This is a genomic window from Shewanella sp. A22 (genome assembly GCF_053850585.1).
The window spans coordinates 1-13394 of the sequence record NZ_JBSQBN010000127.1; the positions used below are offsets into that span (position 1 = coordinate 1).

10 protein-coding genes are annotated in these 13394 nt (G+C 39.0%); 2 read left to right on the forward strand and 8 right to left on the reverse strand.

All coding sequences use genetic code 11. The features are described 5' to 3' along the window. Positions 1-229 precede the first annotated feature (229 nt). The 7 genes from ACWXWT_RS17325 to ACWXWT_RS17355 form a co-directional block, all read right to left on the reverse strand. Positions 230-562 carry a YbaB/EbfC family nucleoid-associated protein gene (locus ACWXWT_RS17325; RefSeq protein WP_456042825.1) on the reverse strand — a complete coding sequence of 111 codons (333 nt, stop codon included), beginning with the start codon at positions 560-562 and terminating at the stop codon, positions 230-232. 143 nt (positions 563-705) lie between these two features. Continuing rightward, positions 706-3405 carry a DNA polymerase III subunit gamma/tau gene (dnaX, locus tag ACWXWT_RS17330; protein WP_456042826.1) on the reverse strand — a complete coding sequence of 900 codons (2700 nt, stop codon included), beginning with the start codon at positions 3403-3405 and terminating at the stop codon, positions 706-708. Between the two features lie 150 nt (positions 3406-3555). Beyond that, positions 3556-4107 (reverse strand): adenine phosphoribosyltransferase, encoded by a 552-nt coding sequence (apt, locus tag ACWXWT_RS17335; protein WP_456042834.1) that lies wholly within the window; start codon positions 4105-4107, stop codon positions 3556-3558. Positions 4108-4237: 130 nt separating this feature from the next. After that, entirely contained in the window at positions 4238-4606 is a 369-nt protein-coding gene (locus ACWXWT_RS17340; RefSeq protein WP_456042827.1) for a YbaN family protein, read from the reverse strand. A 378-nt stretch (positions 4607-4984) separates the two neighbouring features. After that, entirely contained in the window at positions 4985-5746 is a 762-nt protein-coding gene (locus tag ACWXWT_RS17345; protein WP_456042828.1) for an HvfC family RiPP maturation protein, read from the reverse strand. Then, positions 5746-6603 carry an HvfB family MNIO-type RiPP peptide maturase gene (locus tag ACWXWT_RS17350; protein WP_456042829.1) on the reverse strand — a complete coding sequence of 286 codons (858 nt, stop codon included), beginning with the start codon at positions 6601-6603 and terminating at the stop codon, positions 5746-5748. Before ACWXWT_RS17350 ends, ACWXWT_RS17345 begins: the two co-directional genes overlap by 1 nt. A 114-nt stretch (positions 6604-6717) precedes the next feature. Then, complete coding sequence (locus tag ACWXWT_RS17355; protein WP_456042830.1) at positions 6718-7083, reverse strand: HvfA family oxazolone/thioamide-modified RiPP metallophore; 366 nt, start codon at positions 7081-7083, stop codon at positions 6718-6720. 490 nt (positions 7084-7573) lie between these two features. Between ACWXWT_RS17355 and dusC the strand changes: the two genes are divergently transcribed. Together dusC and ACWXWT_RS17365 are read left to right on the forward strand one after the other, a co-directional pair. Continuing rightward, on the forward strand, positions 7574-8527 hold the full coding sequence (gene dusC / locus ACWXWT_RS17360; protein ID WP_456042831.1) for a tRNA dihydrouridine(16) synthase DusC: 954 nt from the start codon (positions 7574-7576) through the stop codon (positions 8525-8527). 422 nt (positions 8528-8949) lie between these two features. After that, positions 8950-9255: a TraR/DksA C4-type zinc finger protein gene (locus tag ACWXWT_RS17365; protein WP_456042832.1), complete on the forward strand. Its 306-nt coding sequence runs from the start codon at positions 8950-8952 to the stop codon at positions 9253-9255. A 97-nt stretch (positions 9256-9352) separates the two neighbouring features. Here the strand turns inward: ACWXWT_RS17365 and ACWXWT_RS17370 are convergent, their stop codons facing one another. Further along, positions 9353-12118: a TonB-dependent receptor gene (locus ACWXWT_RS17370; protein ID WP_456042833.1), complete on the reverse strand. Its 2766-nt coding sequence runs from the start codon at positions 12116-12118 to the stop codon at positions 9353-9355. Positions 12119-13394 lie beyond the last annotated feature (1276 nt).

Consider the following 13394-nt stretch of genomic DNA (forward strand, 5'->3'; position numbering starts at 1 on the left):
GCGGTCAGATACTGGAGGTAGAGTAACGCAGGAGCTTGTTACCGAGGATCACTATTCGCTTCAATCATCTGCCTTGCCTACAGCACTTTGAACTCCCGCTGAAAGATCACATATTTAATAGGATTGGCATTATTGTGAAAAATCAATACTAGTTAATTCTTCTACGCTATAACGAAAAAGGCTCAAGCATAATGCTTGAGCCATTTTAAATTGTTGTATAAAACAACCATTAAAACGGCATTTTCATTCCAGGAGGTAATTGCATACCACCAGTAACCTCGGCCATCTTGGTCTTTTGGTTTTCTTCAATTCGACGGGCGGCGTCATTGCACGCTGCAGCGATAAGATCTTCTAACATCTCTTTATCGTCGTCCATCAAGCTTGGATCAATTTCAACTTTACGCACACTGTGGTTACCTGTCATGGTTACTTTAACCAAGCCAGCACCCGCTTCACCTGTCATTTCTGTACGTGCGATTTCTTCTTGTACTTTAGCCATTTTGTCTTGCATCATTTGGGCTTGTTTCATTAAATTGCCCATACCGCCTTTTCCACCAAACATAGTCGTCTCTCTCTAATTAAGGTTGTTAGCAAGTCGCCATAATGGCGCTAATCTTACTGAAATAAAATTGATTGGCAATATTACAGATACATTTTTGAGATGAAGATATATTCATTTTAAGCTAAATTAGTTCTCTTGTTCATTTATGAAGCGCTAATTTTTGCAATATCGAGTGCTATTTGTCCAAGTTGCTCAGATGGATATTCGATTGTATTACTGTCTAATTGAGCGGATAAATGTTGAATCATCCATTTAACTTTGTCATCGAGTAAAATAGACTGTTGTGCCTGCGCAATAAGCTCGCGATGAAAACGCTTACGTAATTCAAGCGGTGTTTCTCGATGTGGTACGAGCCCAATCTGTATTTCCACTTGTGTCGGTTGGCCTTGATATTCAGATAACGCCATTTGCAGCTGTTCTATGGCAATCTGGGCCGACAGATGTTTTTGATCTGGTTTTAATACCAAAACGATTGGATTAGACAATACTGAACACACTGAATTAACACCTAATTGTCTTACCCTTCCGCCCACGGATACATTCGTCATCACGTTATACCAATGTAAATCAACTTCATTACCTTGAATGCTGTGAGGCTCAACGTTAATCATCACACTCTCACAGACAACAGGAGCTGAAGGATTATTTTGCTGCGGAGTAGATAATAATTCCATTTTGGGGTCGTTAACAGACGGATATTGGGAATTAACTGTGTTTGACAAGCCATCTACTTGGTCAACGGTGGGCTTAACAGCATCAGCAAACTTATTGACTTGCTCATCTTCTTCCGGTGCGACCCAAGGTGGTCTATCGTAATCGACAACCGTTTGGCTCTGTTTTACTTCAGTTGCGGGTTTTGAAGAAGATTTAGGCTCAATAACGTTTGATGCTGCAGGTGATTCGTTAGCCACTGTGGCAGGTTTCAACACAGCTTTAGCCATTCTAGGAGAGGTTGTTTTTATTGACTCATTTTTAGCGAGTTCTTCTTTTTGCTGCAAGGCACCGACATCTGCAATAAGTGAATCACGACTGGCTAATACTTCATCAAGAAAATCATCCAAATCATCAATTGAATCTTTATTGGTGGGCTCATCTTCCTCAAGTATGAGATTGGAAGTATCAACAGCATTAGCTTCAGTTGTCTCATTTAAGGCTGTAAACGCAATATATTCATCATGATCAGACGATTGATAATCCATTGATGGATCATCTGTTGAGCCATAATCCATAAAAGAATATTCCGAAAACGAACGACTATCCGGTTGAACAGCTTGTACAGTCTCGCTTCCGACTCCATTAGATGCAAAGTTATGTTGTTCAGCCACGTCTGCGAACACAGCATCACTTTTCGGCTTATTGGTATTAACTTCACTCACAGGCTGAACAGATGCAGTCACCTTATTGCCGACCACGTCGTTTGTATCATGTGCCGAAGCATCATCAACCTTAATAACAGCGTTTGTGGACGGCGATGACTCATACCCTAAGCTATGTGCTTGGTCTAACAGTAAAGCTTGCTCTGCTATCAGTGATGCCGCCACAGGCTCATCATCAATGACATCATCACCTTCGGCCTCTATCGCCACCTCTATATCAGCTGTTTGGTTGGACAGTGCAGATGGCGTTAACATATTATCAGTATGAGGGTGAGCTTCAGGCTTTGGGCCTGTTTCAACGACCTCTTGCACAGAGGATGAAGAATGCTCAACGACATTTAAATCAATATTAGCAGGAGTGGCAGTTACCCAACGTTTTACTTGTTTTTCAGGTATAAAGGCTATTGCGCGCAGTAATGCCATCTCCAAACCAGATTTAGGATCGGGTGCAAAAGGCAAATCTTTACGACCATTAAGTAACATTTGGTAATAAAGCTGTACTTGTTCAGGCGCTAACTGCTGTGCAAACGCTAAAATTTGTTCACTAAACAGCGACTGCTGCGCTGCAGCAGGTGCAAATTGCGTTAAGGTAATTTGATGTAATAACTCTAGTAAGCTACGTAATACTTCTTCAGCGTCTGCGCCAAATGCCAATACCTTGGCCACAGTTTGCATTAACGGCCCAACATCTGCGTCACACAAGGCTTTTAGTAACGCTAGTACATGTTGCTCATCAATGCTGCCTAACATGGTTTGAACTTGTTCAAGCATCACTTGACCACTGCCAAAGGCAATGGCTTGATCGGTTAAACTGAGTGCATCACGCATACTGCCATTAGCGGCTTTAGCTAACAAGCTCAATGCTTTTTGTTCAAATGGAAGCTGTTCTTGGCTAATCACATATTCAAGCTGCTTGCTAATTTCATCTTGTGACAAACTCTTTAAATTGAACTGTAAACAACGCGATAATACCGTTACAGGCAATTTATGCGGATCTGTTGTTGCGAGTAAAAATTTAACGTGCTCAGGTGGTTCTTCTAAAGTTTTTAACAGTGCATTAAAACTGCTACGAGACAACATGTGTACTTCGTCGATTAAATACACTTTAAAACGGCCTCGAGATGGGCGGTACTGTACATTGTCGAGAAGTTCACGCGTATCGTCGACTTTAGTTCGCGACGCCGCATCAACTTCAATTAAATCGACAAATCGACCTTGGGCAATTTCAAGGCAGCTAGAACATTTACCACATGGGTTAGCCGTTACACCGGTTTCACAATTAAGCCCCTTGGCAAATAAACGCGCCAAACTGGTTTTACCCACGCCGCGAGTCCCAGTAAACAAATAAGCATGATGTAAACGTTGTTGGCTCAATGCATTGGTTAATGCCATTAATACATGGGATTGGCCAACCATTTGTTCAAATTTAGCTGGACGCCATTTGCGGGCGAGTACTTGGTAAGACATGAAATTCCCCACAGAGAGCTATCGGGAGTCAATCCCTATAAAGGGGTTAACAATAACATGCCACAGGCCGGCATGCTATTGTTGAGCAAGCATTTTTGTCAGTAAAATATCGTTAACTGCTTAATAAATTAGCAGTTTATTTTACTTTAATTACTCACCATCAAACTCGCATAAACTTAACACTTCGATGCCCATGTCTTGCAAGCGCTTCTCACCACCAATTTCTGGTAATGAGATAACAAATGCAGCATGACCCACTTCACCGCCTAATTGACGTATCAGTTTTACAGTCGCTTCAATTGTGCCACCGGTTGCTAATAAATCATCAATTACGAGTACTTTATCATTGGCATTGATTGCGTCGACATGGATTTCTAAGGTGTCTTTACCGTATTCTAAATCATAGGTTTGGCTAATGGTTTCGCGTGGTAATTTACCGGGTTTGCGCACAGGCACAAAACCAACACCTAGTTCTAACGCTAGTGGTGCGCCAAATAAGAAACCACGAGCTTCTGTACCAACTACTTTGGTGAAACCTTTTGATTGATAATGAGCCACTAAAATCGCAATAGTGGCTTTGTAAGCTTCTGCGTTTTCAAGCAAGCTGGTGACGTCACGGAACATGATGCCTGGTATTGGATAATCAGGAATGGTTTTAATGCTCTGCTTAATAAGCGCTAAACTGTCTTGGTTCATCATAATGTAGTTAACTCTGTCTGAAAGTGATTACGCAATAAAAAAGTCCACGTTGTTGGTGGACTCTGGTAAAAATACTGGAGTGATCTTATGCCCGTTTAATCTCAGTTGCAACAGGCTTACATTAACTGGCTATTTATTCTTCTAACTCTGGGATCCGCCACAAAAAAAACAACAAAATAATCATCATGCACAACAACATCATTTTGACCCAAACAACCGGCACAATAACAACACTAATACAAAAACTTAGGCTACTCATTATTATGGCTTTGCGTTTTAAAGATCGACTTAGGGCACGTTTGGATTGCCACTGATGAATACCTTCTGCAAACCAAGGGTGAGTGACTAACCATTGATGAAGGCGATCACTTGAGCGAGCAAAGCAAAATGCTGCCAATAAAATAAATGGCACTGTAGGTAACAAAGGCAATGCGATCCCGATTAAACCTAACACTAGACTACACAAGCCAATTATAAGAAAAAAACCGCGTTTTACAGCCATAAGTATCCTATATACAAGCAAAAAACCACTCTATCAGAGTGGTTTAATAAGACAATATCATGACAGGTTAACCTGAAATTAGCGTTAAATAAGCCCTGTTACTTTCAGCCATGAAAGAGTTGCTGGTAATGTTGGAATTAACAAAACCAAAATAAAACCAATAAGATAAAATATGTTAAACGGGTCTTTAAACGGCTGACTCATGATTATTCCTACATTAAGGTGGTGTTGTAACTGCAAAAATTCTCATCATTTGTTTTCTGTATTTCACGAATATTTTGGTTAACATCGCAAACAAATGACGTGAAGCCGATCACAAAAAGTGGCTTATTTTAGACGCATATACAAAAAATAAAAACCTTAATTTTATTAAGCCTACTACTTCTCGATTAATGAAACCACTATCCCCTTTTGCGCCAACTGTTGCAACAAAGCCAAGCATCCAGATAATAACGTTTCATTTGGCATTGTGGGATAATGTTCACTTAACCACTCGATAATCGCATCGACGGTAATACCATATTCAGAATGCCCCATTTTTTCAATGTAAGCCAGTACCTGCGCACTTAATGGAGTTAATTGTAAAAAAGACACATTGTTGTCTAAGTCACGAAAAACGCAAAAAAAGTTGGCTTGCGGTGTCGGTTCTATGGGTTGATAATCAACACTAATATGTTGAACATCATAGGCATATTGTGCCACTTTGGCACAACTGGCTAGACATAACTTATATTGTGTTAACTCGTCAGCGTTTATCCATTGAGATGTTAGCGTATCTGGCGCCACTGCCACACACAATTCTAACCATTCATAATGAGCTAACTGCAACATAAAAATGGGATCTTTTTTCGTCATCTTATATTCGTGTTGTAAGAACGTAAGAAATTCGCCGGCTATTTCAACAAATATTGGTGTTTGACAATCATGTTCCACAAAAAATTTTTGTATTAATGCATGCCATTGTTCATCCTGATACAAACTGTTTAACACCGGAAATGCACTCGACACGAACCCCAGAATATTGTTAAAAAATAATTCTCGGTAAATTTTCATCCGTCGGGGCTCAATACCCTCAGGTAATGGCAAGCTAGGATCGCGGATGTTATCCATAAATTGTTGCTGTATTTCAATAAAATCCATTATGCCTTCCTCAATAAAGATTGCTGAGTCATGGCATCTTGCTGGTATTGATGGATCTGATTAATTTCATTTAACAAAATTTCAGTTTTAGGAATATTAAAATCACGCTCAAGTAATGTAGGATGCACACCATGTAATTGATAACACCTTTGTAATAACGCCCATACAGGATCGATAATATCAGCACCATGAGTATCAACCATTAGATCAATATCTTCTTCATAGTGCCCTGCAATATGTAAATATTCAATTCGCTTAGTCGGCATTGCCTCCAAAAAAGCATTGGCATCATATTGGTGATTTATTGAATTAACATAAATATTATTGACATCTAGCAGTAATTTACAATCAGCCTCTTGTAAAACTGCATTAACAAACTCAAGCTCATTCATTTGTGCACCAGGTGCGGCATAAAAAGAAACATTTTCTAAAATAAAGGGGCGTTCAAGGATATCTTCAACCCGCTTTATTCTTTTTGCTGTATGAATTACGGCATCATCAGTAAATGGGATCGGCATCAGATCGTACATGTGCCCTACTCCTGAACAATAACTTAAATGTTCTGAATATATATCGATACTGTGTTCATCCAAAAAACGTTTTATGTTCTGTACAAATTGAGTATCTAACCCCTCTGGACTGCCAATTGATAATGAAAGCCCATGACAGAAAAAAGTTTTTTGTTCAGTTAATTGCTTAAATTGGCGGCCAAACTTACCACCTAATGTCATCCAATTCTCAGGCGCGACCTCAAAAAATTCAATAGCTGAAGGGACATGCTGACAAAATTCGTCCAACATTTCACGACGAAGCCCTAAACCTACATTGGCAGTGCCATAAGCATGATTTGTACTCATGATGAGCGTCCTTCAATTAATCAATAATACTAAAAAATAGATAAGATTAAGGCCTGAAATTCAGGCCTTAATGATGTCAGATAAGCCAATGCGTTATCAAATGTATATCGCCAATTACTTCTGACCACCACATTTGCCTTCACCACACTTACCTTCTTTGGCTTTCTCTGCTGATTTCATTTTATCACCGCCACATTTACCTTCGCCGCATTTACCTTCTTTGGTTTTTTCTGCAGACTTCATTTTATCGCCGCCGCATTTGCCTTCGCCACACTTACCTTCTTTGGCTTTTTCGGCGGCTTTCACTTTATCGCCACCACATTTGCCTTCACCACACTTTCCTTCTCCGCCATCAAGCTGATAACCAGAAGTTAATTGCTGAAAACCAAATGGGTTAGCTTCTACTTCAGTGGTAAAGCCGGCAGTCATGACAACAGAACCGAGTGCAACAGCTAAAGTAGTTTGTTTGATTGAATTCATAATAATTATCTTCCTTTTTCTTGATTGTGTATGGTAACCAACATCATTGCCGGCTTATATAAAGAGACCTGCTGTAAGTAAATTTTATTGCAAAGAAAATTAAAAAATGTGAAAACCATCATCATATTCAATGCAAATTATTGCTAGACAACCCTCCACAATTAAACATAAATTTAACATTAACTCAACAACACTTGAGATTTGAAGGTGATGAATAATTAACCTCAACTCAATCAACGAAAAAATAAGTCTACCAAACGACTAAATCTAGCCTGTTATATTTCAAGTTAGCCATTGGATTTATTGATAATGCACAAAACAATAGGATTCAAAATTTCAATACCGTTATGGGACAATAGCCGTTTATCCAGCCCTAAAAAAATGGAAAAAAATGCTGTTATGGACAAGTAAGCTCGTTAAACCATTTTGTGCTGCTATCAAACAATAAACACGTTAAAATAGCGCTCTTTTAACTACAGCAAGGTGTATTGTGCGCGTTATTCTAGCTCCTATGGAAGGTGTGGTTGATGACCATATGCGTGAAATTTTATCTGCCATTAACCCATTTGACTTGGTTGTGACCGAATTTGTCAGGGTTGTGAACCAATTGATACCAGAAAAAGTCTTTTATAAATTATGCCCTGAACTACATCATCAAGGATTAACAACTTCAGGCACCCCCGTAAGAGTTCAATTGTTAGGGCAAGAGCCTGAGTGGATGGCACAAAATGCAGTTAGAGCGATTGACCTGGGTTCTAATGGTGTTGATGCCAATTTTGGTTGTCCAGCTAAAACCGTTAATAAAAGTAAAGGTGGTGCAGTATTACTACAATACCCAGACAATATTTACAATATCGTTAAAGCGATGCGTGACGCAGTGCCGGCAAAACACCCTGTTACCGCGAAAATCCGTTTAGGCTATGAAGATAAGTCATTATTTATGGAGAATGCTTTAGCTGTGTACGAGGCAGGAGCAACAGAATTAGCCATCCATGCTCGCAGTAAAACCGATGGCTATAAACCTCCTGCTTATTGGGAATACATTACTGAAGTAAGACAACGCTTACCCATTCCCGTAATTGCAAACGGCGAAATTTGGAATGCAGCAGATGCCCAACGCTGTATGGATGTTACCGGTTGTGACAGCGTAATGATTGGACGCGGGGCAATATCATTACCAAACTTAGGAGATACGATCAAAACAGGTGCCACCCCTTTCAGTTGGCAGCAGACCCTAAGCTTGTTAATGTCATATACAGCCAAAGAACTTAATGGGCGAAAATCAGATTATTACCCATCTAGGATTAAGCAATGGTTTAGCTACTTAAACCGTCAATATCCTGAAGCGGATACACTGTTTAGAGAGTTACGAGTATTTAAAACAACAGAAGATATCGTCAACGTTTTGCAACATGCCCACCAAACACGAACAGAGTTAACTTAATTTATTGGCGGCCTGTGCTTAAGTTTTTTTGATTAGCGCAAAATAAATTGCTTTTTTGTAGCGTTATGATGAACCTAATTGAGAATAAAATTACTTATTTTATGCAGTACTTAAACTGCATAAAATCAAACATAATAAATATTCTATATTTAAATTAATAACCTAGCCACACTGGATTTTATTAATTAGATAGCCGTATGAGTGGTATTTTTCATCCAACATGAATAAAACGTAAATTATTATTCATGTCTAGAAAACAAATATCTAAGTGAGAATTGATCTTCGTCATAACGCCTGTTTTTTTTGTGCCTAGAATAGAATTTCTACATTGGCATAGTCAGTTAAGGTTATCTCAGTTGCACAACACTCAGGATGTACGGCAAAAACTCCAACAACTCGAAATCAGTTTGAGGAATGAGTTAATGCTATTTATGAAGGATTCACCAAAAGCCACTGAAGTTGTTCATATCTCGATGGATACCCCTCTAGGGCAAGTTATTGATGATTTGTCGCAGATCAAACTAGTTGGCACAGATATTTTCAATAAACTAATGAAACTCGATGCGGCATATTGCCAACTGGAACTCGGTCTGTACGGGCTTTGTTCTGATTGTGAAATGGACATTGAACCGATGCGTTTGATTGCCGATCCAACAGAGCAACGTTGCAAGCTATGTGAACAAAAATTCCTTCGAGAACATAGACATGAATTGCGCTTAGATCATTAATACCAATAAATTGTTTTCTCACTCTAATTTGAAATAATAAAAAGCCGGCTAATGAATTAGCCGGCTTTTTTATTAACAATAATTGTTAATTTTTAGATTAGAACTTCACGTTAGCACGAACGAAGAAGTAACGACCTAATACGTCATAAGTATACGGATCGGTATTTGAATCTAAGTTACCTGTGTAGTAAGGAGGCTCTTCATCAAAAATGTTATTCACACCACCAGAAATACGAATTGTATTAGTTAAATCATAAGAACCTGAAAGGTCATGATAAATAATACTGTCTACTGAAGGCGCATAACACTTAGAAGTATCATCCTTACACGCAAATGAATCCATACCATCAATATAACGTGCTTCGTAAGTCGCACTCCAATCATCACCACTTGCGGTTATGTCAAAGTTTGTTTTAAGTTTAGCATATCCGCCAACATTGCCTGTGATATAACCTGCAAACTCAACAGCGTTACCATCTGGATCATATTCTTCATACGTATCTAAAATCGTCGTATCTAAACTTGCTTTCCAGCTTAAACCAGCTGCATCAAATGTATATGCTACGTTAATGTCATAACCAGATGTATTCGTTGCACCAATGTTTTGTAAACCATTGTCAAACTTGATACGGCCAGAACCGTCAATTTCGATATTAGCAGCTTGGCACAATGCTGAACCAGTATTGATTTTTGAACCGCTAGCACTTAAACATTGATTAGCCACGTAGTTAGAGTCAACTGCGGTAATCGTGTTAGTGATCTCGATATCGTAGTAATCAACAGTAAGTGATAAACCTTCAATAAAGTTAGGTGAATACACTAAACCAAGAGTGGTAATATCTGCTTCTTCTGGCGTCAATAAATCGTTACCGCCCACAGTCACTTCAGCTTGGTCTTGATCAGTTGCTGGGTGAACGATTTGATCGAATGATGGAGATTTACCACCAAATAACTCATCAACAGTTGGGGCACGGAACGCCGTTGAACGACCACCACGGATCATTAAGTCGTCCGTCATGCGCCATGTTAAACCTAACTTCCACGTTGTGTCATCACCAAATGTGCTGTAGTCGAAGTAACGCATAGCAGCGCTCATATCAACTTGTTGTGCTAGTGGTAAATCACTTAATAATGGAATTGCTAACTCAGCATATACTTCGTTAACAGTAAACTCACCAGCAGTCGCTTCAACACGAGGATCGTTTGCTAGACCCTGTGCAGTCAGTGAATCAGGAGTAAAGTGAGCCGATTCTTTACGGTGCTCATAACCAGCTGCAAAGCCTAAAACACCAGCAGGTAAATCAACAATATCACCAGAAAGTGTTGCCGCAATAATATCTAACTCGCTGCCACCACTGTTAACTTCAGTATAAATAAATGGAGCAATGCTCTCACCTTGCCAAGAAGACTCTAAAAACGGATCAAAAGTACCCGCAGTTACAGCATCATCAATAGAACCTAGGTTATGAAGGTTCGCAAGGGTATCAACTGAATCATTTTTACCTTTGTTGTAAGAAGCATCCCACGTCCAACCATTGTCGAACTCACCTTCTAAACCAACAACAATACGTACAGTGTCAACCACTTGACTAAAGTCACGAGAACCAGACTCAACCATACGACGACCATAACTTAATTCTTCACCAGGCTGAGCCCAAGGAAGTAAAGCATCTGTCATGGTGCCGCCCGCAGATAGTGGATTATATACCCATGCAGAACTGTTCCAAATTGGCTGTGGAGCCATTTGCTGATCTGACCAACGCTTAGAATACATAGCTTCTGAGAAGAAGGTAATGTTGTCAGACAACTCATAAGTACCAGCAAAACTTAAGTTAATACGTTCCATTGGCGTAGATAAATAACTGTCTTTTGAATAGTTATATTTATCTTCATCGGTAAAATCATGGAAAGCACCACCACGACCACTGACATCTGCTTCAGATTGACCTTCAAAATATTCAAATTCTGGCTTACCGTCTTCATCAGCAACATACTGACCATAAAGACCTGAATCACCTACAGCGTATGCACCGTCTGTACCCGTACCAACAATCTGGAAGTTTTTATCGCCCCATACATGGCCGCCTTGGCTGTATGAGCTACCACCACAATAAAGCGTTTTGCTACCAGCAGCACCCGTTTCAGAGATTGGGCAATCAGAGAAATCACGATCTGCTTGGCTTGCATCGCCACGTTTGGTGTACTGTGCATTGATAACAACATTACCTTTATCAAACGTATTACCAAGAGTAAAGTCGATGCTAGTTTCATCACCATCACCATGACCACTCATGCCCGTTTGAGCGCTCATTTCAAAACCGTCGAAATCACGTTTTAAAATAATGTTAACTACACCAGCAATTGCATCTGTGCCATAAACGGCTGAAGCGCCATCTTTTAATATTTCAACACGTTGGATCATTGATACTGGAATGGTGTTCAAATCGACTGATGATGCTGCACCTGTACCAGAAGCAATCATACGGCGGCCGTTAACAAGTACTAATGTACGTGACGTGCCTAAACCACGAAGGTTGATACGAGAGTTACCCTGTGAACCATTGTTCACAGCAGCATTGGTCATCGCACCACCAGTTGATGTCATTTGTTGTAAAATATCATCAATAGAAGTTGCACCAGAAGAAATGATTGCAGAAGCATCGATTACGCTAACTGGGCTTGCAGTTTCCATATCGGCACGCTTGATACGAGAACCTGTAACTTCAATTCTTTCTACTTTTTGGGCTTGTTCTTCTGCTGATACTACAGCTGATGAAAATAAACCCGTTGTGACGACACTTGTTGTTGCTACAGCCAATAGACTACGACGAATAGCCTTAGCTGTTAATGTTACTGAACTCATGGATGATCTCCCTTATAACTTATATAAACAAAAATATAAGTAATTATAATTTTTATATGAATAATTGATGAAGCCAATTTTCAGTTACCATTATTAATGAATAAAAAACCTTTAGTCAATAAGGGCAACATGTGAACAACATTAGATTTAACATTTGATTCAATAAATCATTTGACTTAACAACAATCTTTTATAATCAACAAGTTAAACAACTATCTGTATACAACACGATAGATCAGGCTCAAAAATACGCCAAACAGAGAGAAAAAACAACATAAAAACGCCAAATTCAACACCAAAAACAGACAAATGTACAAAATAATTTACACAAATATAACAACTCATAACGTAATCTATCGAAAATTAATAATTAATAAAAAAAATTTTTTTATTAATTGGCGTAAAAACCACCAGAATGACATTTCGACATTACTGATTATTTATTCAAAAAATAACTCTTTGACCTTCTTTAATCGATTTTTATTCAAAAAAGTGCTCATTACGCACTTTAACAAAGAGTTTTTTATGCCTAAATAATAATCAAATCTATGATTTTGGCTTGTAAGAATGTTAAATCTCGATTGAGATCTGCATCATGTTTAATAAACTATACTCACTAGCCTCTGCAACATTTATGTTAATTGGATGTGATATCCGGTTTGAATCCTGATTAACTTTTTCGTAAAAACCAACCTAAAATAGACAATTTGTTCCATGTTAAAATAAATAATGGCGCTCATGCATGGCTCACTTCCTTGTTGTCACCTTAAGTCGAAATAATAGACAATTATCTAACGGTCTCTGTATTCCGTTAGCATTCTTACATTTATTGGCAATAATCTAGTTATTGATACCATTCTTGTCTTCCAGAAGATTTAACAAGTTTTATAACCGCTCTGATTTGGGGAAACATCATTGTATAACTAACTGAGGCTATATCATCAGGGCTGGAGATATTAATCGCCTCTCAATTTGCTCTACTTTTCTACCCGTGTTGAAGCAGCATCATATGTGCAAAAACCGCCCATGGGAGCCACTCAAGCTTTCCATATCTTTGATGCATTGTTTTACAAGGGATTAACCCTTCTTTCAACAATCCGCCTTACACAGAAAAATCTGAGTGACTCTTTTTAAGCTCATAATTAGTGAAATTGGTATAATACCAATCCTATTAAATATGTGATCTTTCAGCGGGAGTTCAAAGTGCTGTAGGCAAGGCAGATGATTGAAGCGAATAGTGATCCTCGGTAACAAGCTCCTGCGTTACTCTACCTCC

Excerpts from the sequence above, each read along its gene's own strand:
- ACWXWT_RS17350 (WP_456042829.1), bottom strand. The coding sequence starts at position 6,603 with ATGAGTACAAATCATGCTTATGGCACTGCCAATGTAGGTTTAGGGCTT.
- ACWXWT_RS17325 (WP_456042825.1), bottom strand. The coding sequence starts at position 562 with ATGTTTGGTGGAAAAGGCGGTATGGGCAATTTAATGAAACAAGCCCAA.
- ACWXWT_RS17340 (WP_456042827.1), bottom strand. The coding sequence starts at position 4,606 with ATGGCTGTAAAACGCGGTTTTTTTCTTATAATTGGCTTGTGTAGTCTA.
- ACWXWT_RS17365 (WP_456042832.1), top strand. The coding sequence starts at position 8,950 with ATGCTATTTATGAAGGATTCACCAAAAGCCACTGAAGTTGTTCATATC.
- dnaX (WP_456042826.1), bottom strand. The coding sequence starts at position 3,405 with ATGTCTTACCAAGTACTCGCCCGCAAATGGCGTCCAGCTAAATTTGAA.
- ACWXWT_RS17345 (WP_456042828.1), bottom strand. The coding sequence starts at position 5,746 with ATGGATTTTATTGAAATACAGCAACAATTTATGGATAACATCCGCGAT.
- ACWXWT_RS17355 (WP_456042830.1), bottom strand. The coding sequence starts at position 7,083 with ATGAATTCAATCAAACAAACTACTTTAGCTGTTGCACTCGGTTCTGTT.
- ACWXWT_RS17370 (WP_456042833.1), bottom strand. The coding sequence starts at position 12,118 with ATGAGTTCAGTAACATTAACAGCTAAGGCTATTCGTCGTAGTCTATTG.